Genomic DNA, 25,905 nt, shown 5'->3' on the forward strand with positions numbered 1-25,905 from the left:
GTGCATGTCTTTGAGGTTAAAGGTTGGACCACCATGATATATCTTGGGTTCTGTTTTGATTTTTTTAGGATTTCAATTACTCCTAAAAATAGCGAAACCCCCAGTGTTTCTGAGGGTTTCTTAGTAGCGGGAACTGGACTCGAACCAGTGACCTTCGGGTTATGAGCCCGACGATGCGATTAAAATTTTACATAATAATTTAAAAATCAGTTACTTATGATGTAATGATGAATTATTCTATAAACCCGAAGGTAATTTAAGAGACTGCTTCCTGACTTATTATTTCAACTGACTCCTTATTTCTTGAGTAATAGAATACCTTTGTAAAGGGTTAAAAAGATGAAATTTACAGATGGAATCGGAATTTGACATACATAGGATTATAACATCAGGTATTCAAAACGAACTAGATCTTCAAAGAGCCTTAATCGCGAGTAGGCTGTTACGAATAATGGCAAAAGAAAATTCCAAGCTACGAATGGTTAGAACAAAGCTGAGGGACTTGATCATTGCCTACGAGTATAAAAATTGGTCTCGAAACTCCAATATAACCCAGAAGCAAATAGAAGAAAGCGATTTGGCAGAATCAATGGCCGAAAAAGAAATTCCGTTGATTCGTCAATCTCTGATCAAGAATTTCAACATTTCTCCAAATATTTGAAAAAGAGGCAAGTAATTTTTTCTATAGATGATTTCAGTTGTCAATTGAACAATGATGCTTCCCACTTATAAGAAGGGACTTGTTAAACTCCAATTATGTGCATCGGTCATACAACTGTAATGATCAAGGTTTAATGACTAAATAACTGCCCTGTATCCAATGCTTGTTTTCATCCCCATAGTATAAATAGACCGTACTGGCAGGGGATTTGTAATTTCCCGCAATTTCTGCTTTTAGATCTAGATTTATCGTTTTTTCTTCCAAAGCATTCAAACTTTTCCAATAGAGTACCAAATAGTTATCAAAGACTTCGTAATAATCCACTAGTTGAGCTTCCAATAGTTCCTTTAATTGGTAGGGTTGTAAACTTGCCCCACTAGGAATTCCGATAATAGCCGTTGTCATTGAAACGGGACTATCCCTTTTATTGGCAATATCAATTCTCATTCTTGCAATGTTGCCAACCTTAACAACTGAATCTGCCAAGATGGTTCTTAAATCAACAAAGGTATTGGGGGAAGATTTGGGTAAATGGCTTTCCCATTTAATATCCAGCGTATAGGGAAATGTTTTTTCTGGATTTTGGAAATGAATCTCAACGGATTGCTTTCCCTCGGATAAAAACTCTTCAATACCATCGATTTTCAGGATACCATTTTCTTGTTTTACCAGTCGACGTTCAATACTCTTTTCATTCACGGATAATCGCACCCCATTTTTGCTTTCGGCAATAATCCTTTTATGGGTTTTGGTATATTCGATCAAAGCCTTTAATGACATGACTGTGGCCTGCGTACTGCCAAAACGGCCATATTCCCTATTGGATGTTATGTACTGTATGCCCTTTGCCACTTCTGAACTGTATTGAGTTGACCGGAGCAATGAAAGCACTATGAATGCCGTTGTTTCCAATTCCTTGGATTTTCCATAAGATCGGGTAATGGTATTTTCCACGGCCAAATCTCCATAACCTGAAGCTTTTATTTGTGTGAGCAATTTATCGATCAGGTTTTCATAATCTGCCTGATGTCCCATATTATGACTTGCCAAGGCCATTAGTGCCATTCTGTAGGTGTCTTCAGATTCTAGGGCTTCTTGCAAGGAGCTTTGATATTCTTTTTCTATTTCGGAATTAAGACCTACTTCACTCAGAGCATAGACAATATAGGCATTGGCTACTTTTGGGGGAGAACTTGCAAAACTATCGTATCCTTTTTTGCTTTTATGGAAACCACCTTCGCCATCTCTTTGCTCCATCAACCAATTTATGGTTCGATCTATCATTTTCTGGTCTACCTTTTCATAAACCTCTTTCATTTCAGTAAATTCTAGAATTCCAAAGGCTGTCAGCGTTTCATGGGGAGGTGTATGGCCAAACCATTCGAATCCGCCTTGGGAAGTCTCAAAACCTATAAGCCTTTTGTAACCTTTTTTGATAAAATCCATGGCTTTTACCTCAATTTCGGTATTGCTTTTACCCGTTTCTTTGAGATATTTGAGCACCATGACATTGGGATAAGTGGCCGATGAGGTCTGTTCAAAGCATCCGTAAGGTTGTCTGATAATACCTTCGATACCGTTCATGACATCACCAACGACATCAATATAAACATTCAATTCTGCGCGAATGCTGTTGGGCACTAGGTTGGTTATATTGAAATCATACCTTCCATTCTTTGAACCAGAAATTGCAGTTTTAACAGGAAAGTATGGGCTTAAGACCGTTATTTCCCTACTAAAACCATCGGAATGAACAGTATTTTGGACATTAACGTTTAAAGTTAAATTTTCACTTATTTTTTTCGGGACAACATCAATATGTTTAAGCAAAAAACCTTTGGATGCCACCCAAATACTATCCTTCAAATCCCCTTTGTTGAGGAGTGAAAATTCATTGGGAATATTTACATCCAACTTTAATTTTAAATCCTCACTGGTATTGTTTGAAATAGTGATTGGGATTTTTATGGTGTCGTTCAAAGAACAATAATTGGGAAACTTCGCAGTGATGCTCAGTGGACGTTGGATACTATATTTGGATTCCGTATGATTTAATAATCCATTATGGGAAATCCCTTCTGCTATTATGTTGAAAGAGGTAATAGCATCTGAATTGTAAAACTCCAACTTGGCTTTGCCTGTTTTATCGGTTTGCACCACTGGATTCCAATAGATTGTATTTCTGAAATCGCTTCTTTCCGATACAACTTCAGCGGCATCATAAACAGGCATGTAAAATGTTTTGGAAGAGCTTATTGAAGGTGAATTGGAGTTGGAAAGAATCTTTTTAACAGTATAATTATTGAACTTCTTTCCAATCAATACCTTGTCATTATATCGATAATACCTCTTTTTTGTATTTATGATCACTATGCCATTTGCTCCTCTTGCTCCATAAAGCGTACTGGCGGCGACACCTTTTAGAACACTTACGGACTCTATGTTGTTGGGATTCAAATCTTGCAGTTCAGCACTCTGATCCCCTGAAAAACTATCGGTATATGGAATGCCATCGATAACGTAAAGAGGTTGATTGGAGCCCCTTATTGAATTTGCCCCCCTAATGTTGATTGTGGTGCCTGCTCCTGAGACCCCACTTGAATTTGTAATGGCAACTCCGGCCACCCGTCCCTGTAATATCTGGCTTACCGTACTTGCAAGGCCATTGATTTCATCTGTTTCAACAAAAATTTGTGCAAACCCCAATGCCTGCTTTCTGGAATAATTACCATAACCAACAACAACGACTTCATCCAAAGAGGAGGCGTCTTCAGCTAAACTTGTGGAGAACACTGCTTTTTCCTGTACAGGTTTTTGAAGTGGTTTATTTGCAACTTCTAAATTTGGAAATCCGGTTTCCTTTTGCTCGGTTTTTTTTGATGCAGGAGAGCCAACTATTTTTTTTGTGGATAGTATTTGTTTTTCTATAATTTTTAAGGATTTTCGATCATCTCGATAGGCCACTAGGATGTAGGAGTTGGCATTCCCGATTTTACATCTAAAGTTTCCATTTTGGTCTGTCTTGAATTGCAACGCCTTTTCCCCACTGTCTTCGAACAAAAACAAATTTGCCGAGATTGGGTTTCCTTTTCTGTCCAATATCTGTCCCTCGATCAAGTTTCTTTTTTCAGGTAGAAAGTCTACTTTTTTTATTGGATGGACAAGATAATCCCTCCAGCCATGGGTAAGCATGACCAAATCGATCGCTTTGATGGATTTTTCTTCTTCTGGGTCAAAGTAGAAAGATGGTTCGTGAATTTTTCCCTGTAATTCACTTGACATTAAAAGATAGCTGTCGATGCGGTCTTGTTTGTCATCAGCAAATGATAACAATGCGTTGTCCGCAACGGCTATGGATAGGTTACTACTGACCGGAATGCTATCAAAATCCTTTGTTTCGATTTCCAACACTACCTTTTCCCTTGGCGCATAGATTTCTTTATTGGGTTTTAGCTTAATGTTCAAGGCTTTGTGATTGTTCAAAAACACCAATCGCTCACTAATGACATCCTTTTTGGAGTTTATCAAGCGAAACTTTGCTATGCCCCTGGGAAATTCTGAAATGCCGATGTCAACCTTAATACTTCCCCTTTTCAACTGTACTGTTTTCTCAGTGAGTATTTGGTCCAGAACATCCAAAACCTGTAAAGTGCCACAGAATTGGGTTGTGGTAAATATATCCCATGTGGTGGTATCGATTTGATGGTCCAGCAACGAAATTTTAGTGCCTTTGGAATGGTTTTTTGGCAGGGCATAAAGTGAATCTGATTGAAATGGACTGGTAATTTTGGCAAAATAAGCTGTACTCAGTACAGGTACGAGTTGAAGTGTGCCCATACCATCGTGATAGCTTTCAAAATATTGGATTTTGTTTCCGTTCGCATCCAGAATATATCCTTTTATATCAGCGGGTTTTCCAAATTCATTCAAAGCCTTAAAGGCGATTACATTGTTGGTGCCCTCGATCATTTTGCCCCCTTCCGGCATGAATTGGAAATCAATGTTGTCCATGATAACAGGCACAGTCCTTGAAATGGATTCGGTTGTTCCCTGATAAGGCACTTGAATGTTCAGCACCACATCCGATGTATTCAAATCTTTAGGTAAATCAAAAGCAATGACACTTTTCCCATTCTCATTGGTCAACATTTCTTTTTGGACAAAGTTGTTGCCCCGGAGCAATACATTGATTATGAATTCTGTGCTTGCCAATGGGTTGTTCTTTAAGTCCTTTACATCGAAATCCACCTTAACGTTGCTTCCCTTACCGTAGGCTTCTTTTTGGAAGTCTAACGATAATAATAGTTTGGGCACAACCACTTTTTGAACTGTGATTTCTTTTGAAAAGAATAGGTTCTCATCAAAGTTTCGCATGTAATTGGTGTAAACCTTCAAATTATAAATGCCTCCGACCCAATTCTCCTGAATTTCAAAATCACCATATACATATCCATGGACTACTGCCAAATTTTTGGTTTTGACCACACTTCCTTTGGGAGAAACCAACTCGGCCCGAATGATATCAGTTATACTCGAAGGTTGGTTATTTTCATCGACCAGATACGATTTAAACCAAATGGTTTCCCCGGGAAAGTAAAATGGTCTATCGGTATGGGTGTATATTTTTTCAAGTTGGTATGATTGCTGCCCCAAGAGTATTGAAGAGCTAAACAAAGCATATAGCAGTACTACGTTTAAAAAAGAAGCCGTCTCGTTTTTCATCTTCATTAGATTTTTATGTTAATGTTTGCTCCAATCTCAGAGGCCAATGGAAGGTTGAAAAAATGCAATCCTTGTGCAGATGTATTGCCGTACAATGTGCCATAAGGATTGACACCCTGTGTTTTAGTCCATGTCCAGATATTTTTGGCAAAGACTCCAAATACCGCTTCTTTGAAAAAAGAATCTTTGGAACCGTTCTTTATTTTATAGGAAAAAGAAATGGATTTAAGGTTCAAATAACTTCCGTCCGATATGGCTTCTTCAGCGACACCGCCAAAACCATATCTTGCCCATCTGTTTTCGTTTGTATTGGAATTGACGGAAGCAAAATCAACAGGAATGGAGTTTGTGTTGCCTTGTTGATCAACACCTTGAAAGATAAACCCCGTGGTCTCTCTTAATTGGGCCGATTCTTGGGAGGCACCAAAGTAGTTCAAGATATTTTGTGTGCCATTCCAGATATCACCACCTCTTTGATAATCCAAAAGAAAACTCAATTTGAAGCCACCCAAGCTTAAAGTATTTGACCAACCAAGATTGAAATCGGGAACGGGATTTCCCAAAATTTGAAGCTCAGGATCTACCAAAGGAAATCCATCATCACCAACCACAACCGCATTGTTTTCGTTTCTCAAGAATGCGTTACCGACCAAGGTCCCCACTGGTTGACCAATAATGAGATTTTTGGTAATCGTTTGAAATCCGGCAATGGGAATACGGTTAAGCGTATTGCCATAAATATTTTCAACAATGGGCCTATTCTTGGAGAAGATAATTTTTGTGTTCACCTTAAATCCAGAATCATAATACCGTCCCAAGTGAAAATCGATAGAGGCTTCAAGTCCCTTGTTTCTGATTTCACCGATATTTTGAAGTTGCCAACCATTATTCCCAAAAAATGGAAAAATACTGTTCTTGTTCAAGGAGTTATAATAGCTGACCGTTATATCAAGCTGGTGATTGAAGAAAGTGGCTTTCGTTTCAAAATCAAACTGTTCCACCATTTCAAAATCCAATCCGTCTGAAATAAAAAGGTCATTGTTGGTCGTGTAGGTTAAACTGTCTTCCAAATCAAGTTGTAGACTATTATGGCTTAGATTGTCATAGAACAGTGGGAAATCGACAACATCCTTTGAAAAACCACCACTAAGAGAAAGGTGGTTTATAAAATCAGAATCGAATATATTGTTGCCCAAACCTACATATAACTTTGCAGAAGGTAAGAACCATTCATTACCCTGTACAGAAGAAGAGAACGAATTGTTTTGAAGGGTCAACCACATGTCAAATCCAAAATCAGTTTCAAAAGTCACCCTGTTCTTAAGTTGTACCGTCGATTTTTTTGGCTCGTTGCTTAAAGTGTTCAGTGTTTGTATGGCAGATGCTTCCAACAGACCATATTGCAATCTAGAATTGGTAAAATTAAAGGAAGTGTATGGCGCTAAATAAATACCATCAGCAACGCGGATGTTCCAATGACTTGCTGAAAAATCGAACGAAATCTCTTCCGTATGTATCAATTTATCACTTAAATAGCCATTTTCAAAACCATTTGTGCCAAACGGAAGGTCAAAGCGCATTTCTTGTGATTGTTTTGAAAAAGTTATCCCTGTATCGATATTAAGATTATCAATGAAATTAATGTCGTTGATAAGAGACGCTTTGAAAAAGGAGTAATCAACCATGTTTCCATTGTTTTTCAATAGCCAATATGGATTATTGAAATTTTGAGGACTAAAGCTCCTTTGTGTTCCATCATCGAGCGCAAATGCTTGTCCGTTGGAAAAACTGGGAGGTGTTATCAATTGACCAAAATAAATTTGGTTGTGATGACCATTGATGTTGGCATTTCCAATTTTGCTATTATGATATTGCACTGATGCATCCCATTCCAGCATGTCCCCTTTGCTTACATAACCCAAATCGATATGATTCGTCTTATTGCCAGATTTGTTGAAAAGGTCTTTGGTATTACCATTGGCATAATTAAGTTTGAATTGGTCTTTATCGGAGGCAACATGAAAATTGACCGTTGTATAGGTGTTCAGCCCTGTTTCAAATATTGGGTTATCGTAGGCATTTGCCGTTGTTCCGTTCCCTTGACCAACACCCACCAATCGTCCGTTAACATCAAAAGGATAAGACTGGCCATCAAACTCCAAATTCGTCAATCTTGGCCCGTAAGAAAATATCTCGTCGGTTTCAGGCCCAAACCAAGTAGAGCTTCCATTATTGGCTCTACCTTGGGCAAATAGATTTTGAGTTTCAGGCAGGTTTCTTTGTTGCACAAATTGAAAACTGCTTTTTTGATCCACACCAATCTCAAAATGAATGTCTCCTGCGTAAATTTTAATTTTGATGTCATCTTGGCTTGGGTCAATTTTTTTTATTTGTGAGTAGTTAAAATACCTTTGGTTAAGTGTAAAGGTTTTGTTGGATGTACCTATATCCGGTATGTCGAATTCCAGATTTTTATTCTTACTCAGTTGTTCGGCGTAGTCATTGGAAATAATCGATGCTACTGGAGTATTTTTGGTGATTTCCGTGGTCGGACTGTTATTGAACATTTTTGCCGTTACCTTGATTTCCTTGCTTGAAAAACCGATATAGGTGAAAATCAGCGTGTCGCCCACTCCACAATTTATACTGTAGTTTCCGTCAAAATCACTTTGGGTGCCGTTATTTTTCCCTTTTACTGTAATGCTTACTCCTGCTAATGGTGTTCCATCTTTATCCAAAAGGGTTCCTGATACTATTCCATTTTGCGCTAGCAGAGAACAGTTCAGCATCAAGAAAAAAAATAAAAACGTGATTCTGGTCTTCATGGTTTGGTTGTTTGGTAGCTAAGCTAAAATCTTTACACCTAAAAAAATAATTCAGATGAGTGATTGAGAACTTTGGGCTAGTGAAATGTGCTTATTAACATGTGATGATGGAAGTGGTTATTTTAAAAGAAGCAGGTTTGTGATTATGGTGTGTACTATAACTACCGTTTTATAGCTTTAAAATTCACCTTTCACAGACCTTGGAGAAAGTTTACACATAGGTATGGGAAATTGAACTTTTGGGACCAATTCAGATATAAAATGTTTCAGTCCCTCTAAACGGCCATTTTATGAAACTGCCTTTTAAAAATTAAGGGTATTCTACTAGAGTCCCATTCGTGGTCTCTTTTAGTAGTTTCGTTAATTCACCTTTTACGGGATACTACGAGTTTACAAATCCTACCGTTTTTGTAAACTTTTGTTTCCAAACTTGTTCATTACTCCTAGTCAGTTTACTTTAACCGTACACTTTTAAGGTTTACTTTGTATACGTTTAAATGACACAGAATGACATTTGGTTATGCAAGGGTGAGCACAAAATCCCAAAAACATAATTTACAGGTTGATGCTTTTTTAAAGGAAGGCATCAAACCGAAGAATATTTATGCTGATATCTCGTCTGGAGCAAAAAGCGAACGTAAGGGCTTAGACGAATTGCTTTCCAAATTAAGGGAGGGCGATACAATTGTTGTCTGGAAGATGGATCGGATTGCGCGAAGCCTCTCACATTTGGTCAAGCTCATCGAAGACTTTGAGAAAAAGGGTATACACTTTAAAAGCATCCAAGAGAACTTTATCGATACATCATCACCACACGGAAGGTTTGTATTCAATTTGTTTGCATCCATTGCTCAGTTGGAAAGAGACATTATTATTGAACGAACTAGGGCAGGACTGGAAAGCTCAAGAAGAAGGGGTGTTCGTTTGGGTCGTCATCCTGGGCTTAGTAAGAAAGCACAACATAAAGCTATTCTAGCTGAAAAATATTATCGAGATAATAAATTGAGCGTAGAGGAAATCATGAAACTCATCGACATAGGCTCAAAACGTACGCTATATAAATATCTTGCTCACCAAGGTAGGCGTATTTGTAAAGAATGTGGTAAATTATTTTGGGATAAAAATCAAGAAATTGAAAATGCATATTGCCAAAAACACTCAACTCCAAAGTGAATTTTCACATTGAAGATTATAAAATTGAAGGCTATCCAAGCCAGAAGGTATATTAATTTCCCCAGAAAACTTATTGACTGCCGAGAGTTAGGATAGTAATTGGCCGAAAACTAATGTAGCTAAATTGGCAAAAAACCACAGAATTATTAAGGTTTTTATACAACCAAAAGTTCAGAAGATTTTATAATTTGTTCTTTCCCTCTCCCCAAATTTTAAGAAGTGATACAGGTGGTTTCGAAAGTGAAGTGAAGGCTATTCTGTCATTGCACTTCTGTTCCCAAAAGGATACATCCCTACTTTGTCGGAAGGGTACTTGGGTCGACGCATAAAGTACCGTTCTGGAGCTATGGAACAAAAAAGAACAAATAACATTAAAATCAAAAAAATGAGTTTTCTTCAAATTGCAAGTTGGAACATTGAACACCTTTCAGGTAGCTCACGGGCTGCGGAAAAACAGAGTGCATTTGCCTTGGCAGATCATATCGAAATGGCGGGGGTAGACCTTATCGCTCTCCAGGAAGTATATGTCACCCCTCGGGACGAGGTAGTAAAGTTGTCGGAGAACCAGCCGGAAATCGAGAGCAGGGCCTTTTCGGAAAGGAGGAATTCGGACTTGGACATTGTCTGTTATTTATTGGAAGAGCACTTAAAGGCGCCATGGAAATATGTTATCCTTCCCAATCGCAGATCTGGGGACAAGTCACAGTTGTGCGCAGTGATGTGGGACGATAAAAAAATGACCCTTGAGGATGTTCTACCGCTAGATGTGGCTCACAAGGATGGTGATTTGAACCTTTGGGATCGTAAACCCCATGTGCTGTCCTTTTCGACTGAAATTGAAGTTTGGAGAAAATCCATCGATGGCGAATGGACAAAGGAATCTGAAGGTCGCACACTTTCGCTGGTTCCCATACATATGAAGTCGAACTACGGCGGGGTGACCAAGAACAGAAAGGTCAGGGCCAGTGAGGCCGTTACCCTTTGTGAGGCCTTAAATAAAGTTAGGAAGGATATCGATCCTAGTCTTATCATTCTTGGGGATACGAACATACTGCGCAATGATGAACCAGCAATTGACACTATTGTGGAGAACGGGTTCATTGATTTGAACAACAATGATGGAGCTACCTATTGGAGCCGTGAATACAACGAATCCCCTTTTGACAGGATATTTGTAGCCGAAGAAAGGCCAGAGTTCAAATACAGCAGGCAGTACATTCTGCGTTCATCCGATCTCGGATTGCATGACCGACTGCTTTCCGATCATTATATGATTAAGATAAGCGTCAAGAATTATGTGGACGATGCCGATCCAAGGTAGACAATCCACAAGAGTGTCTTAATTTACCTTGGGGGGCGTTGACCACCCATAATTATTTTTTAATTTCAACAAAAGTTCAAATATTGGTTTCATGAAAAAAATGATAACACTGGTCTGTATCGCATTATGTACAACGGCAACCTATTGCCAGATAACCTATGATAATTCCTGTACAGAAAAAGTACCTTTAAGTTTTACGAATGATAAAAGGGCGCAAGAAGCCTTTGAGGAACACGGAAAGCCCGGTCTCAACTATCTCAATTTATTACTGAACGAAAACGGCCTGAAATATATGGGGAGTGACCTTGATGAAGTTGAAGACCTTGAAAATGTTTTTGAGAAACCAAAAAAGAAATCGGGTTCAAATACCTTTGATGTGGTGATCGGACTTGAACGCGGTGCTCCAATGGACTATTTCAAAAGGCTGATATGTACGTTGAAAAAACTGGGGCCGGGTAATATCGACTCCATCAATGTTTATTTCTACGACAGCAATTAAGACAAGGAACCTGTTAAAGTACAATTCGATGTTAAAGCAACTTTCTTCCAAATAGTCAGCTACCATGGGCAAACAAATAGATCTTGGTGTTGAAATAGACCATATCGAGTCATTGACCCGTGCCAATGGGAAGACGGCCATTTCAGAACTGATATGGAATACCCTTGATGCGGATGCCACGGAAATCCATATTGAATATCAAAAATCAAAACTCGGGAACGTAGCCTCCTTGCAAATCAAAGACAACGGACATGGATTGGACTACTCTCAGGCCCAAGATGTCTTTGCCAAATTGGGCGGTTCCGATAAGAAAGTAAGTTGGACAAGTCCCAATGGGAGGCTTTACCATGGCAAGGAGGGCAAGGGAAGGTACAAATCCCTCGCGCTAGGGGACTTGGTGGAGTTTACAAGCAAATACAAAAAAGGGAAGACTTATTTTAATGAACAAAGGGACAAGATTTTATAACTGTGATTTCCAAGTCCACACGCCAAGAGACATTAATTGGTCAGGACCAAAGCCTGTTTCTGATGCAGACAGAAATGCATATGCTGATAGATTTGTATTAGCCTGTAGAGAAAAGGGTGTAAACGCAGTAGCCATAACTGACCATCACGACCTTGTATTTTTTCCTTACATCACTTGGTCTTGTATTTTCTGTTGATGCTTAGAGTTATTGTTGGTTGGCGCTTCATAGCCGGCGTCCCGTCCTTATTCTTTTTAGTAGGATGTTCGTAGGAATAATAGACATACCATCTTTTGGATAGATCAAAATTTGGACCTCCATGATATATTCTTGGTTCTATAAATTTCCTTATCATTCCAGTTGACTTGTACGCGGTAGTGTATGCGTTCTGTAAGGTACTAAAAAAAGAATCCACTGACAATTGATTTAAACATCTGATTATCAGTGGATTTTAAAGTAGCGGGAACTGGACTCGAACCAGTGACCTTCGGGTTATGAGCCCGACGAGCTACCTACTGCTCTATCCCGCGATGTGGACGGTAAATATACAACCGTTTTCCTATTATTTCCAAATTAGAGAGACTTTGATTTGAAAAACGTAGTGAATTCAAATCAAATGTTCGAACTAATGCTCAGCCCGTCGAAGCATCTTTATCGGTTTACCTTGAATATCTTCTTGATTTGAAAATTGAAGCACATTCTATCAGATTCACTTGGAACGTCCCACGGTTTCATATTGTTCATAATTCACTGCTGAAATTGAGGATGTGATAAACAGGGGCTGTAAATTTTCGTCTCAATGGTAAGTTTTAATCGAAATAGCTACCTTCGAAACCATGGAGCAACTCAATGACTTTTTAGTGAAGGCAATTTCAGGGACGGAATGGCCTATGTTCATCTTACTTATAGGTGGAGGATTATTACTGGTTTTGTATTCCAAATTTTTACCCTATCGCTATTTTGGACACGCCATTGCTATTGCTAGAGGTAAATATGATGATAAGAATGCCAAAGGCGATGTCAGCTCATTTCAAGCATTATCTGCTGCTGTTGCGGCAACCGTTGGCCTAGGAAATATTTCTGGGGTTGCAATTGCCATTCACGACGGAGGCCCCGGAGTGGTTTTTTGGATTTGGATGACAGCTCTTATAGGAATGGGCATTAAGTTCTATTCCTGTAGTTTGTCCATTATGTTCAGAGGGCAGGATTCCGAAGGAAAATTACAGGGAGGCCCCATGTTCTATATTACACAAGGTTTGGGGAAAAAATACAAGCCGTTGGCCATTTTCTTTTGTATTGCGGGAATATTTGGATTCTTGGGGGTTTTCACCGCCAATCAGTTTACGGAGACTTTTATGAGTGTAATTCAACCGTCAGACTCTTTGTTTGCCATGAGTGATTTCAATTGGAAACTAACCATAGGTTTCTTGCTTGCCATCATTACTTCATTTGTCATTTTTGGAGGATTGTCCAAAATAGCGAAAGTGGCTACTACCATTGTGCCATTTATGGTGATGGTGTATTTGATAGCTGTAATTGTGGTCATGGCCATGAATGCATCACAAATATTACCCTCTTTAAAATTAATAATAGCCGAAGCATGGAATTTTAACACAGTGGTAACTGGTGGATTTTGGGGATTGGTTATCATTGGTGTTCGCAGGGCCATGTTTTCAAATGAGGCAGGTTTGGGTAGCGCCCCCATGTATCATGGCCAATCTAAAAACGAAGAACCCATTCGTGAAGGTTTGGTAGCCATGCTAGGTCCATTTATAGATACCATTTTGGTGTGCACTTTTACGGCAGTGGTCTTAATTTTAAGTGGCGCTTATTTAGAAGATGGAAGCGGAATTGTAATGACCTTGAACGCATTTAATACTTCCCTTGGAAATTGGGGTGGTGTACTATTGATGGTCATTGTTTCCGCGTTCGCTCTTTCTACTTTATTTACATATTCGTATTACGGGGTAAAATGTTTATCATTTTTAACCAATGCCAAAATAGGCAGATTCTATAATTGGTATTTTGTGGTTATGATTGTGTTTGCTGCGGTCGCATCCTTAGAATTGGTAAAGAATCTCATAGACCTTTCATACGCTTTAATGGTTATTCCAAATATGATAGCCGTACTTTTGCTTGCCCCTAAAGTAAATGTGGCGGCTAAAACGTATTTTTCAAAATTGAAGAATGAAAAAGCATAGATCAGGTTTTGTAAATATTATCGGAAACCCAAATGTGGGTAAATCCACTTTGATGAATGCTTTTGTGGGCGAAAAACTTTCCATTATCACGTCCAAGGCACAAACCACAAGACATCGGATTTTGGGAATTGTCAATGGGGATGATTTTCAGGTAATTCTGTCCGACACTCCTGGAATCATAAAACCAGCTTATGAGCTACAAAGCTCCATGATGGACTTTGTGAAATCGGCCTTTGAAGATGCAGATGTTTTATTGTATATGGTTGAGATTGGAGAAAAGGCATTGAAAGATGAGGCCTTCTTCAAAAAGATTCAAAACAGCAATATTCCGGTCTTGCTGCTTCTAAACAAGATAGACACTTCCGAGCAATCGGTTTTGGAAGAACAAATTCAGCACTGGCAAGATGTCCTTCCAAAGGCAGAACTACATCCCATTTCTGCATTGGAAAACTTTAATGTAAAGGAAGTTTTTGACAGGATTCTGGAATTACTTCCAGAAGCACCACCATATTATCCCAAAGACCAATTAACGGATAAACCAGAGCGTTTTTTTGTGAACGAAACCATTCGAGAGAAAATATTGATGCACTATAAAAAAGAAATTCCCTATGCCGTTGAGGTGGAGACTGAGGAATTTTTTGAGGATGAAAAAATTATTAGAATCCGTTCTGTAATAATGGTTGAACGTGATACACAAAAGGGCATAATTATAGGGCATAAGGGTAGTGCGCTAAAAAGGGTAGGAGTGGAATCCAGAAAAGACCTTGAAAAATTCTTCGATAAGCAGGTTCATATAGAACTCTACGTTAAGGTGAATAAAAATTGGCGCAGTAACTCAAGACAACTCAAACGTTTTGGTTACAATAGCTAATCAGTCTTTTTTAAAGTTGAAATTAAATCCCTCATATAGCCTTTTAATTGTTCCATTTGAGGTTTTCCTTTTGATTTTCCCAATCGCCCAAAAGCGTATAAGCTAAACCAGATAAGTATCAAAAAGACCATTCCAACGGCCCAAAATGTAATGTCATGGCCAAGAGAGTAGTTGGAGTATGCAAAAACTGCCAGAATAATAAAGAGGGTTCCAACCCCAAAGTGTAAGAACATAAAAAAGCTCCATAGTGTAGGGTTGGGTCCAAAAACACCATGTATTTTACTAATTCCATCTTCAAACGATGTAAGTTCTAAATGGAGTTGTGGGGTCCAAAAGGTGGTAGCCGACTTTTTAAACCTAATGTAAATGTGTTCATCCAATCGTTTTATCAAAAAAGGTTCCTTGGCACTTTTGTCAAAAAGTAACTTTAATTTTTCAATATCTTCTTTTAAAGAAACTTCAAAACGTGGACGCAAAACAATTTCATTGGCGAAATCACTCATAACTAATTGAAATTGATTAAAAAAGGTATCATTTTTTCTTCATAAATAGTGGTATTTTTGCCAAAATTTAATGCGGATGGGTGCTATTGTAGCTATTGTGGGAAGACCAAATGTGGGTAAATCCACTTTCTTTAATCGATTAATTCAACGTCGCGAAGCCATCGTGGACGCTGTAAGTGGTGTTACACGTGATCGTCACTACGGAAAAAGTGATTGGAACGGGAAAGAATTTTCATTAATAGATACTGGAGGGTATGTGGTTGGTAGTGATGATATCTTTGAGCAGGAAATCGACAAACAAGTAGAACTCGCTATTGATGAAGCTGATGCCATTATTTTTATGGTTGATGTAGAGTCTGGAGTTACTGGGATGGATGAAGATGTATCCAAGTTGCTTCGTAAAGTGGATAAACCCATTTTCCTTGCTGTTAATAAAGTTGACAACGCCCAACGAGAAACCGATGCAGTGGAATTTTACGCATTGGGACTTGGGGATTACTATACCTTATCGAGTATAAATGGAAGTGGAACAGGGGAGCTATTGGATGCACTGGTCAAAGAACTTCCAGAAGTTGAAGAAGAAGAAAGTGACTTGCCAAGATTTGCGGTTGTAGGAAGACCCAATGCCGGAAAATCATCTTTTATAAATGCCCTGATAGGAGAGGATAGATACATTGTTACTGATATCGCGGGAACAACTCGCGATAGTATCGATACAAAATACAACAGATTTGGATTTGAGTTTAATTTAGTGGATACCGCTGGAATCCGTAGAAAAGCCAAAGTAAAGGAAGATCTGGAGTTTTATTCGGTGATGAGGTCCGTAAGGGCCATTGAGCACTGTGATGTCTGTATATTATTGGTGGATGCCACACGTGGGTTTGATGGACAAGTACAGAACATCTTTTGGTTAGCACAACGGAACCACAAAGGAGTGGTAATTTTGGTGAACAAATGGGATTTGGTTGAAAAAGAAACCAATTCCGTTAAAGAATACACGCAAAAAATTAAAAAGGCCATAGAACCTTTTGATGATGTGCCGATTCTTTTCATTTCCGTGTTGACTAAACAGCGCATTTTTAAAGCGATTGAAACCGCTGTGGATGTCTATAAAAATCGTTCAAAAAAAGTGGTTACCCGAAAATTGAACGACATCATGTTGCCCATAATTGAGAAAACATCACCACCTGCTTATAAGGGAAAATTTGTAAAAATAAAGTTCTGTACCCAACTGCCAACACCTTATCCGCAATTTGCTTTTTTCTGTAATCTACCGCAGTACGTACGCGAACCTTACAAACGTTTTTTAGAAAACCAATTGCGGGAGAACTTTGACTTTAGCGGAGTGCCTATTACTGTTTTTATGCGTAAGAAATAGAGACCTAGTTCTCCGAAGCTAATTTTACAGCTAATTTTTGTTGAATGCGATTGCCTTCATCGTCAACTACGGTCAATACATATTCTCCAGGCTTAATTTGATAAATCAGTTCATGAAAATTTTCGGTAGTGCCGATGTAAGTCTCATCCAAATACCAATACACAGTACTTTCTCCTTGTTGATGCACCAGCTTGAATATGATTTCAGTTGTATTGTTGCCCAGGTCTTTTGGAAGCAAAACTTCCTCATTTTTCTTGGGATAGATAAATTCCATAAACTGTACTTCTGAAATAGAACATCCTTGTAAATAAGTAGGCAAAGGCCTATAATTTGGATTTGAAGTAGCATAATAATATTCAATTACAGGAGTAAGGGTAAACCAATTTTTTGCTATCATATCCTCTAGTGGATAACACTCAGAATTTACCCTAAACGCCTTTGAAGCATCCAAGAAAATTTGTTTATGGTAAGGACATTGCTTGCTTTTTATTCCATTATTTGGGAGCAGCTCTTTCTTGATATTATCACAGAAAGAGGAAGCGAGATGTCCACTTTGCGCGCAGATTTCCATTTCAGTCAGATCATCAAACGGTTGCTGAAACCAACTGCTATTGGGTAATATATCCAGGATATCAAAAAGAATGGGTGCCGCGGCGGTAATTCCTGTTAATCCAGGTCTTCCTTCGCCATCGGCATTTCCTGCCCAAACACCAATGGCATATTTTTGGGTTACTCCAACGGCCCAAGCATCTTTAAAACCAAAACTGGTTCCTGTTTTCCATGCAATACGTTTAGAAGAATCAAAAAATTGCCAATTTTCGTCACCTTCCGGTCTATTTACTTCTTGTAGTGATTTGAAGGTATGGTAAATCGCTCCTGCATTTATAACAGGAGCTTCAAATTGCTGCTCCCCAAAATCGATTTTAGTGTTCAGCAAGTAACTGGGTTCTACAAATTCATTCGTGCGATACGTACTAGAATTGGATTCAAAATAATTTAAAGTTGAAGCGGCCGATGCATACGTTTTGGTAAGACCCCATAGTGAGCTTTCTGCTCCACCTAAAATTAATGCCAAACCGTAATGACTGGAAGGGCTATTCAATTTCAAGTTCATTTTATGAAGTTTGTTATAAAATTTTTGAAGCCCATATTGTCGCAATAACCGAACTGCGGGCACATTTAATGAACGGGAAAGAGCTCTACTGGCTGGTACAACGCCAGAGTGTTTTTTATTGAAGTTTTTTGGATTGTAACCATTGATTACAGTTGGAATGTCTTTTACCAAAGTATTAGGCAACAATTGGCCTTCATGCATAAGTGAAGCAAAAAGAAAAGGTTTTAAAGTGCTACCGGCACTTCGATTTTTGGTGATGATATCTACGTAGTTTCCGTGTTGTTTTCCCGAAGGAGAATTGCCCACATAGCTTAAAACCTTTCGGGTTTCCACATCCAAAATTAAAATGGCAAGGTTATGGATTTCGTTACCTTTTAATCGTTGGTAATGTCGTTCTGCCACAATATTTGCTTGATACTGCAAATGTCTATCAATCGAAGTCTGTATTCGTTTGCCTCGGTGCTCTTTTTTAATCCGTTCTGTAAGATGTGGCGTTATATTGGGCAAAGCAATGGGTTTTTGTGGTAAAGGTTCTGCAATGGCCAGTTCATAGGTAGTTTCATCGATATGGTTTTCACTCCATAATTTTTTGAGCAACCGATTACGTTTCTTCAGGAGCAATTGTTCATTTCTGCCTGGAAAAATAAGCGATGGCGCATTGGGCAAAACAGCCAATGTAGCTGACTGACCCCAACTTAATTCTTGTGCGGGAATTCCAAAGTAACGCCATGAAGCGGTTTCTAAGCCTACTACATTACCGCCATAAGGCGTATGCGTGGCATACAGTTTTAGAATATCTTCCTTGGAATAGCGCAACTCTAGTCTAGTTGCCATGAAGATTTCAATGCATTTTTCAATATAGGTTCGACGCTTGTTTTTTCTGCTCAACCGTATAACTTGTTGGGTAATGGTACTTCCTCCTCTTCGCGTATCCTTGGTGAGGTTATGCTTTATGGCATTAAAAATAGAAATCGGATTAAAACCGGGATGGTGATAGAAATATTCATCTTCGAAAAGTAAAATACTTTGTTTAAAACGTTCTGGAATGGAATCCATTTCAGGAAAACGCCATTGCCCGTCACTTGCAATTCGCGCCCCGATCAATACATTATCAGAACTGGTGACTACAGTCGAGGTTGGGTCTTTAAAAAGTTGTTTGGGTAAACAGAAAAACCAAAACAAGAAAAGAATGAGAACAACCGAAAGTTTAATTCGGTGTTTCAGTATAATTTTCTTCAATGCCAATAAAAAAACCTTCATTTACAACATCATCGTGATACTTTAATCCATTTGCCCTTATTACGGGCATAGCTGGTATTGTCGTACATAGCTTCAACCTGAGACCCTGGCAAGTAATAGTCACCTAAAAAGGAAGCATTCAATTTTATAGTAAAAGTTTTTGTCTTCCTTGCCCCTAAATCAAAATAGAAATTGGTTCTGTCGTCACGTGTGTCAATGTAATCAGCTTTACTTGAATTTGGGTCGCTTCCTCCTGCATAAGATGTATTTACAATTTCCCACCCGCTAGGAACAATTTGAGTCAAAGCCAGATTATCATAATAATCATTGGTGGAATTAAACACGGTTAGCTGTGCTTGCAATTCAGTTCCTTGACGAAGCTCAGTTACATTAATAGAATTTCCAACAGCATCCAAATATTTTACGGAAAGTGTTAGATTTTGCTGTTGCGCCAATTCTTGACCCACGGGTAGTTTTCCAGTTTGGGTAAGCGTGGCATAAATGGTATTGCCTTGATTGTTTTTGATAAGTATTTCACCTTTTGCTGAGGAGATTGAAATACTTCGTTGCGCAATAGCCCTATCTGTTTTTACCGCTACTTCTTTTCCATTATTGGTAAAAGTCAAATCAAGGGATTTACCCCCATTTTTTGCAACCATTTTAGCCATGGACAACAACGCAAATGCCGTCTCTTGTGTGCTGTACCATCTTTGTGAGGACAGGTTTTTTGCTAGTGAAACAGCCAATTCTCGCTGTTGGGAATCTTCAAGTATGACCATAGTCTCTAAAGCCATTGCCCTATTCCTGAATACTGAACCATAGGTTCTGTAATTATAGGAATTAGGTCTAAAGTTAATGTTAGCCGTTTGGGCAAGTTCTTTTGCCACTTCTTTTTTGCCCATCAACGCATAAGCAGCAGCCAACCTCCATTTAGCTTCATTACTCAGGTTTTTGGATTCACGCAATCTGTTCATGGCCGCCAATTCTGGTTGTTGAGCCAAAGCCAATGTATATAGGCGGTAGGCTTGGGCAATATCATTATTATAACTCGTACTTTGATTACTCCATTGACGAGCTGTGTTTTTTTGATAACGTAGCCAATTACTCAAAAATGTTAATGGGAGTTGATACCCTTTCTGTTTGGCCTCCAACATAAAATGCCCTGCGTAGGATGTTCCCCAATCATCTGCACTTCCATAACCGGACCAATAGCTTAAACCACCATTTGGTACTTGAAAATCGTTAAGCCTCTTAATGGCAGCTTTTATATTTTTTTCGATTTCTTTTTTCTTGTCAAAAGTGATATCAAGTACTTCTGCTAAAAATAGCTGGGGAAAAGCTGCGGACGTAGTTTGTTCCACACAGCCATGGGGATACTGCAGCAAGTATTCCATTCTTTTTGAAAAGTCCATAGGTGGGAGCGTGGAAAACTCAACAAATGCAGAATTGGTGCCAGATGTTCCAAAAGTTTCAAAAGAAATGGTCTCTGATTGATTTTCGGTTATCGTATACAACGCACTTTTGGTAGTTATTGGATTGGGATTTTCTACATCTATTTCAGTTTCGTTGCTTGCACTTTCTCCATTCCCAGATGCTGTGACTTTTATGGTTTGAAATGATTTTGTTGGATTTACCTTAAAATCAAAATTTACAATTTGCTCGCCCACGGAATTGAAGGTGATACTTTTTGATGTAGGGCCAATAGCTTCCAGAGCTTTTCCTGCATCGATTGAAACCTTTACGTTTTTAATCTTTTTTTCCATGGCGAATACGGTAACGGGAATGGTCACTTTTTCGCCTGGAGATAATTTTCTGGGTATCGAGGTCAATACCATCAATGGTTTCCGAACTGGAGTAGCCTTTTCAGCATTACCGTAGGCACTGTTATTATTTCCTGCAACGACCATCGTTCGTACAGAACCTACATAATTAGGCATTTCGATGGTGTGGGATGCTTTTTCACCAGCTTTTAAAGTAAATGGCCCTAAATAAGTGACAACTGGTTTAAATCGTTGTGCCTTTCTGTTTTTGGCTCCTTCACCAATTCCACCACCGCCAATGGCATAAATGTTATCTACACTGATGGAGTAGGCACCCATAACATCATCAAAAATATCAAAGGTTTTTACCCCCAAAGCTTGTCTGGCATAGAACGAAGCATGGATATCTGGCGTTTTAAATCGGGTTAAATCCAGAAGGCCTTCATCAACAACTGCCAAGGAATAGGTCATTGCTTTTTTGTTGGCTTCAGATACAGTGACTTTAAAGGATTTTTCTGGTTCCAAAACTTCTGGTATTTTCAGCTCTGGTTTTAGAAAGGTCGCTGGGTTTTCAACCAATAAAGGTACAACGCCATACAGACGAATGGGCAGGTCGTTTGCTACTTGTCCATGAGGTTGTAACAAGGATATGTTGATGTAGGCATTGGGAGCCATATCAGCAGTGATTGGAATGGTAGCTTTGGTCTCTTTTGCTGAGGTTTCAATCCATTGTTGTGATAAAACTTCAGAACCGTTTTCAATACTTAATAAAGCCCTGCTCCCTAAATCTGATGGAAAAGTAACCACTGCCTGATCTCCAAGCGAATACTTTTCCTTGTCAGCTGAAAAAATTAAAATTTTCGAACTTTCAGTATCTCCAGACGCCTGTCTTCTCCACCAGTTTCTATAAAAATAAGCTGTCCGCCCAGTGGCATGTCCAGAATCTTCATCAATAACCCGAATCAGAAAACGCCCGCCATCGTCATCAGGAATGTTTACTTTAAAACTTGCTTTTCCATCGGATGCGGTCGTAACGGACAATTCTTTAAACGGACGATGCACTGTAGCATTTTCATATCGGGAAAGATTATCGTAACCACGGTTCCACCACCACCGCCACTCTATTTTATAAACTTTGACTTTTAACTTGCGGTTTCCAGCCTTTTTGCCATCTGCATTAACCGAAACTACATCAAACGTTGTGTCTTCATCGGTTAAAAACGAACCGTATTGCCTTGCTTTTGGGGAACGTAACCCAGCAAAATGTGAAAAAGGCGCTAATTTCTTTGAGAAAACATCGATGGAAAAATCTCCTCCGCCTTCAAATACTTTTGTAGTAAAAGTGGCTTGCAACATGCCTGGAGCATTAGTGTTGGCATTGATTTTTTTATCAATATTGAGTAGCCCCTCTCCATCCAATTTTGAAGAAATAAATTGAAGTTCCGTTTCATTAAAAGTTCGAACTGGGTCTTGAAAAATATACCCCTTATGATTGGGGAACGCATTGGAAGCTCGTTGTATTTTAGCATTGATATCAATTTTTAAATTTCGAGCAGGTGCACCATGAAGCCACTGCACTAGTGCCTTTCCCTTGCTATTTTTGTTGGCCATTAATACTTCATCTTCAAAAGCAAAATCTACCTTTAATCTATTGGGCTTAACAGTAGCAATCTTTAAACTTTTATTGAATTGTGCTCCTCCAACGATGATTTTGGCATTCCAAGTTCCTGTGGGCGAATTGGCTTTTGTTGGAATAGGGAAGTAATAAAAACTACCCTCTTTTTTGGCATACAGTCCATCAGCAACGGGTACGGTACCGTCTTTAAGTACATTTCGTTGCACTAATTTCCCTCGTGCATCATTCACTTCAAGGGTTACAGGATGATTTGTGGGCAGTGGATTAGCTTTATCATCCAATACAAAGGTAAGGTGGACAGGGTCGCCAGGACGATGCACCCCTCTTTCCGTATAGATAAAACCTTGCAGGCCGCTTTGCAATTCTTGGCCAGAAACATCAAACTTACTTAATGAAAGCGCATTGCCATCTGCAAGTTTTGCATAGGCAAAATTGTTATTCTTTTCTGCTACGGCAACTGCTATGGTTGCTTCTCCATCGTAAACTCCAAATCCAGAGGCATCCGTTGTTATTTCAGCAAGTAGTTGCTGTTGGAAATTATACAATTTGATGTTTGTATTTGCTTCCGGATTTGTGGTCAAAAGGTTGGTTGTGGCAAAATGGTATGTGCGATTGCTCCCTTTTTTTACAATAAGTCCCAAATCACTACCTAAAAGATTGGTTGTTACAATTCTATTTGCGTTATAATAGGCTTGATGGCAAGGATTGTCCTCCTCTTCCCAATTATAGTTGTAGTTTCTCCAATAATAAATCTCATTGTCCCAATAGCGTTCCTCCAAAGCTTGTTCGCTCAAATCTTGTGAATCGGTATCGCTAGAAGTATAACTTTCTGTTTCATCTTCAGTAGTGGCGGAATCTGCACATTCATAGGAAGTATGTTCTTTTTTAAAGCTAAATTCTACGCGATATAATGATCCGGGATTCACTTTTATCAATTCTGATAGATCAAGGGCGTGTGCTTTCCAGAAACTCATGTCATCATCCTTGGTTTCTGCAAGTGATATTACTTTATAAGCTACTCTTCTACCTACAGGTCTAAGATCCAAATTGTACTCTTGGGTCAGATTGTTGTTTTGAAGGTATTGCAACATATTGTTCTCAAAAACCTGAATGACCCGCACTTCAACCGCAGATAGATTAACGGTTTCAAAGTAGATGGGGGTTGATGTGGCGTTTGGTAGAATTGTACCTTTTGAAATTAACCTCACACTTGGTTTTAACTGTTCAAAAGAAACCAATTCAGAAAATGATTTTTTTAGCGCATAACCATAATCACTTTTAATGCCTTCAAATACGTTTACGTGCACTTGTCCCATAATTCGGTTTGAAGGATATACTTTCAATACATTACCATTTATTTCATACCGAAGACTTTGAGCGTTTTCAATGGTGACCAAACCATTTAAATTTTGATTTTGCTTTAGCGGGTCTGAAAAATTTAATGTCAATGCGGCATTGGGTGCGGTTGAAGTTTTAGCGTCTATTACAACGAATTTGTTTAATCCTGGAATGGTATATTTTTCCGAACCCTTGTTATCAACACCCAGTTCCTTGCCGTTCCAACTAAGGATTAGCTCACTATCATCTGTTTTACGTGGGATGCTATCAATTTTAAAACTGAAATATCTAGCATCTTCGCTGCTATTGTCCCATTTTACGAGAATTTTTTTATCACCCAGCGTGGCAGCCAACACAGTGTTAGTTTTTTCTGCATTGAGAATATCAGAAGCTTCCAAGGTACCCGTTAAATACTGCCAATTTTTACTGTAGGATTGTAGATTTCCTAGATTGATTTTAAAATTTGGAGTAATCGTTTTAAAACTAAACGTATAGTTTTTGAAATCACTTTTAATATTCTCAAAAAGCTTACCCAGTGAAAGATCAATAACGTATTCCGTATTCGGTTTTAAATATTCAGAAGGTTGAAAAGTTAGTTCTCTTCCGTTTTCAATAGCCAGTTTCCCTTCAACTTTTGGTGTTATTTTCAAGTATTCTGATGGGAGTTCTTGAGCAAGCTCAAACTGATCCAGTTGTTGGGCTAAGACAATAGTGATGGGAGTTGAAATACTTTGATTTCCATTGGTGTGGTAACTAATATAATCCTTGAATTTAAACAAGTTATCAGTATCCGACGAGCTCTTTTTTTTACAAGAAAAGGATAGAACAAGTGCGGAAATCAAAAAAAAACGAAAAAAGCGTACCATCTAAAAAGGAATTAATTACACAATGTGTTTAACCAAAGACAAGATAGCTTAAAAATAGGTAGAGGGGCTTTAAAGTTTATAGGTGGTGCGTTAGTATTTACGGATAGCTGTTATGGGACGGATTGCACGTTAGGAAAGATTTATGATTTTGACCAACGGACTATTGTTCAAAATAATGACTTTAGTGATAAAGGTATGGTGTTGGTTTTGGGCAAGTACTTTTTTATCCAGTTATAGATTCATTTTAGAGTCTAAAGGTTAACCGTAAATACTCCTCCACTAACTTCTGCCAGATTGATTTCTACATCATTTATTTCAATTGCGGTTAGAAAAGGAATGCCGCCACAGCACTCGCTATCATCGGAAAGCTCAAAAGTTGTGCGTATTGTGAATGAGTCATCATCTCCAAGCGCTACAGCATAATTATAGTTGCCTGCAGTCCAATCTGAATCCTGAATCAAAAGAGCTGGACGGTCATTTATGCTTGATAAGAATTCAACAGCAGTTTGCGCATTGGTATCGTCTATAACCACATCATCTCCACTGTAGGAGCCAAAATCAAAAACATTTTCTCCATTCTGTAGCACCTCAAAACCCAAAACAGGCAGTCCAGCGCACAATACATTAGAGCAGCTATCGGTTGTTGTATCTAAACAGGAAATAAATAAACATAGTGGTAAACAAAGTGATAGAAGTCGTTTTAGGATCATGAGTGATTTATTTTGAATTATAGAATAACAAAACAGCAATTAAAAATAAGTTTTTAACCTTTTAATCTGAAATAAATATAGTGAGACTTAATGGTAAAGTACCATACTGGCTAAACTCATTGACAACATTATGTACAGATACGTCATCAATGTTTATGTATGGGCCACAACATTCGCTACCTTCTCCATAGGAAGTATTTAGAGTGAAATTAAAAACAACTCCGTCGGTAATCCTAACTTCATATCCAATTTCACCAAAACTTTGGTTTTCTAAATCCAGTACCAAAACATCCTCATCCTCAAAATCTTTTTGAATTTCAAAATTCGTTGCGGTATCCTGTAAGTCGGTAATTGTAATCTGGGAAGGAGAATAGACCCCATTGGAAATTAAGTTGTCATCTGTTTCCTGATCAATGAATTTTATCGATATTGAATTATCAACGCTTAGACAGGTTACTGTAGCACAATTTATTTCAATTTCTTCATCACTACATAATGTGGCGGCCAAGAGCATTGAGGCAAAAAAACATTTCTTTAGAAACATTTACTTGATTTGTTTGAAGATGTTTGGTAAAGTGAAAGGTTGCGCTGGAAGTTTATAACCGTTCTTATGAATCCAATACA

General features: G+C 38.5%; 15 protein-coding genes and 1 tRNA gene. 8 read left to right on the forward strand and 8 right to left on the reverse strand.

The genetic code is table 11. The features are described 5' to 3' along the window. Window positions 1-352: 352 nt before the first annotated feature. Window positions 353-661, forward strand: coding sequence for a hypothetical protein (locus tag AAY42_RS15305; RefSeq protein ID WP_055396777.1), 309 nt, complete (start codon window positions 353-355; stop codon window positions 659-661). 123 nt (window positions 662-784) lie between these two features. Here the strand turns inward: AAY42_RS15305 and AAY42_RS15310 are convergent, their stop codons facing one another. After that, window positions 785-5,383, reverse strand: coding sequence for a TonB-dependent receptor plug domain-containing protein (locus AAY42_RS15310; protein ID WP_175288776.1), 4,599 nt, complete (start codon window positions 5,381-5,383; stop codon window positions 785-787). A 5-nt stretch (window positions 5,384-5,388) separates the two neighbouring features. Beyond that, window positions 5,389-8,208 (reverse strand): carboxypeptidase-like regulatory domain-containing protein, encoded by a 2,820-nt coding sequence (locus AAY42_RS15315; protein WP_055396781.1) that lies wholly within the window; start codon window positions 8,206-8,208, stop codon window positions 5,389-5,391. Between the two features lie 507 nt (window positions 8,209-8,715). Between AAY42_RS15315 and AAY42_RS15320 the strand changes: the two genes are divergently transcribed. From AAY42_RS15320 to AAY42_RS15335, 4 genes are all read left to right on the forward strand, one after another. Further along, a complete protein-coding gene (locus AAY42_RS15320) occupies window positions 8,716-9,381 on the forward strand; it encodes a recombinase family protein (RefSeq protein WP_082433461.1) in 666 nt (221 codons plus the stop codon). Window positions 9,382-9,679: 298 nt separating this feature from the next. Then, window positions 9,680-10,702 (forward strand): exonuclease/endonuclease/phosphatase family protein, encoded by a 1,023-nt coding sequence (locus AAY42_RS15325; protein ID WP_139063745.1) that lies wholly within the window; start codon window positions 9,680-9,682, stop codon window positions 10,700-10,702. Window positions 10,703-10,793: 91 nt separating this feature from the next. Then, a complete protein-coding gene (locus tag AAY42_RS15330) occupies window positions 10,794-11,201 on the forward strand; it encodes a hypothetical protein (protein WP_055396784.1) in 408 nt (135 codons plus the stop codon). A gap of 64 nt (window positions 11,202-11,265) precedes the next feature. Further along, a complete protein-coding gene (locus AAY42_RS15335) occupies window positions 11,266-11,667 on the forward strand; it encodes an ATP-binding protein (RefSeq protein ID WP_055396786.1) in 402 nt (133 codons plus the stop codon). 455 nt (window positions 11,668-12,122) lie between these two features. Here the strand turns inward: AAY42_RS15335 and AAY42_RS15340 are convergent. Next, a tRNA-Met gene (locus AAY42_RS15340) sits at window positions 12,123-12,195 on the reverse strand. A 306-nt stretch (window positions 12,196-12,501) separates the two neighbouring features. On the opposite strand from AAY42_RS15340, the gene AAY42_RS15345 reads away from it, so the two are divergent. Together AAY42_RS15345 and era are read left to right on the forward strand one after the other, a co-directional pair. Further along, window positions 12,502-13,866: an alanine/glycine:cation symporter family protein gene (locus AAY42_RS15345; protein ID WP_055396788.1), complete on the forward strand. Its 1,365-nt coding sequence runs from the start codon at window positions 12,502-12,504 to the stop codon at window positions 13,864-13,866. Next, complete coding sequence (gene era / locus AAY42_RS15350; protein ID WP_055396790.1) at window positions 13,853-14,737, forward strand: GTPase Era; 885 nt, start codon at window positions 13,853-13,855, stop codon at window positions 14,735-14,737. Before AAY42_RS15345 ends, era begins: the two co-directional genes overlap by 14 nt. On the opposite strand, the gene AAY42_RS15355 is transcribed toward era, so the two are convergent. Then, window positions 14,734-15,240, reverse strand: coding sequence for a hypothetical protein (locus AAY42_RS15355; RefSeq protein ID WP_055396792.1), 507 nt, complete (start codon window positions 15,238-15,240; stop codon window positions 14,734-14,736). The genes era and AAY42_RS15355 overlap by 4 nt on opposite strands. 76 nt (window positions 15,241-15,316) lie before the next feature. On the opposite strand from AAY42_RS15355, the gene der reads away from it, so the two are divergent. Then, window positions 15,317-16,618: a ribosome biogenesis GTPase Der gene (der, locus tag AAY42_RS15360; RefSeq protein ID WP_055396793.1), complete on the forward strand. Its 1,302-nt coding sequence runs from the start codon at window positions 15,317-15,319 to the stop codon at window positions 16,616-16,618. 4 nt (window positions 16,619-16,622) lie between these two features. Here der and pbpC read toward each other — a convergent pair whose 3' ends face one another. The 4 genes from pbpC to AAY42_RS15385 form a co-directional block, all read right to left on the reverse strand. After that, entirely contained in the window at window positions 16,623-18,992 is a 2,370-nt protein-coding gene (gene pbpC / locus AAY42_RS15365) for a penicillin-binding protein 1C (protein ID WP_055396796.1), read from the reverse strand. Between the two features lie 8 nt (window positions 18,993-19,000). Beyond that, on the reverse strand, window positions 19,001-24,571 hold the full coding sequence (locus tag AAY42_RS15370) for an alpha-2-macroglobulin family protein (RefSeq protein ID WP_055396797.1): 5,571 nt from the start codon (window positions 24,569-24,571) through the stop codon (window positions 19,001-19,003). A gap of 251 nt (window positions 24,572-24,822) precedes the next feature. Next, the gene (locus AAY42_RS15380; protein WP_139063746.1) at window positions 24,823-25,281 is read right to left on the reverse strand and encodes a hypothetical protein; all 459 of its coding nucleotides are present in this window, start codon (window positions 25,279-25,281) and stop codon (window positions 24,823-24,825) included. Between the two features lie 61 nt (window positions 25,282-25,342). Beyond that, window positions 25,343-25,825 (reverse strand): hypothetical protein, encoded by a 483-nt coding sequence (locus AAY42_RS15385; protein ID WP_139063747.1) that lies wholly within the window; start codon window positions 25,823-25,825, stop codon window positions 25,343-25,345. Between the last annotated feature and the right edge of the window lie 80 nt (window positions 25,826-25,905).

It is taken from the genome of Flagellimonas eckloniae (assembly GCF_001413955.1).
Taxonomy (GTDB): Bacteria; Bacteroidota; Bacteroidia; order Flavobacteriales; family Flavobacteriaceae; genus Flagellimonas; species Flagellimonas eckloniae.

Excerpts from the sequence above, each read along its gene's own strand:
- AAY42_RS15370 (WP_055396797.1), bottom strand. The coding sequence starts at position 24,571 with ATGGTACGCTTTTTTCGTTTTTTTTTGATTTCCGCACTTGTTCTATCC.
- AAY42_RS15315 (WP_055396781.1), bottom strand. The coding sequence starts at position 8,208 with ATGAAGACCAGAATCACGTTTTTATTTTTTTTCTTGATGCTGAACTGT.
- AAY42_RS15305 (WP_055396777.1), top strand. The coding sequence starts at position 353 with ATGGAATCGGAATTTGACATACATAGGATTATAACATCAGGTATTCAA.
- AAY42_RS15330 (WP_055396784.1), top strand. The coding sequence starts at position 10,794 with ATGAAAAAAATGATAACACTGGTCTGTATCGCATTATGTACAACGGCA.
- AAY42_RS15385 (WP_139063747.1), bottom strand. The coding sequence starts at position 25,825 with ATGTTTCTAAAGAAATGTTTTTTTGCCTCAATGCTCTTGGCCGCCACA.
- pbpC (WP_055396796.1), bottom strand. The coding sequence starts at position 18,992 with ATGAAGGTTTTTTTATTGGCATTGAAGAAAATTATACTGAAACACCGA.
- era (WP_055396790.1), top strand. The coding sequence starts at position 13,853 with ATGAAAAAGCATAGATCAGGTTTTGTAAATATTATCGGAAACCCAAAT.
- AAY42_RS15335 (WP_055396786.1), top strand. The coding sequence starts at position 11,266 with ATGGGCAAACAAATAGATCTTGGTGTTGAAATAGACCATATCGAGTCA.
- der (WP_055396793.1), top strand. The coding sequence starts at position 15,317 with ATGGGTGCTATTGTAGCTATTGTGGGAAGACCAAATGTGGGTAAATCC.
- AAY42_RS15345 (WP_055396788.1), top strand. The coding sequence starts at position 12,502 with ATGGAGCAACTCAATGACTTTTTAGTGAAGGCAATTTCAGGGACGGAA.
- AAY42_RS15380 (WP_139063746.1), bottom strand. The coding sequence starts at position 25,281 with ATGATCCTAAAACGACTTCTATCACTTTGTTTACCACTATGTTTATTT.
- AAY42_RS15310 (WP_175288776.1), bottom strand. The coding sequence starts at position 5,383 with ATGAAAAACGAGACGGCTTCTTTTTTAAACGTAGTACTGCTATATGCT.
- AAY42_RS15320 (WP_082433461.1), top strand. The coding sequence starts at position 8,716 with ATGACATTTGGTTATGCAAGGGTGAGCACAAAATCCCAAAAACATAAT.
- AAY42_RS15355 (WP_055396792.1), bottom strand. The coding sequence starts at position 15,240 with ATGAGTGATTTCGCCAATGAAATTGTTTTGCGTCCACGTTTTGAAGTT.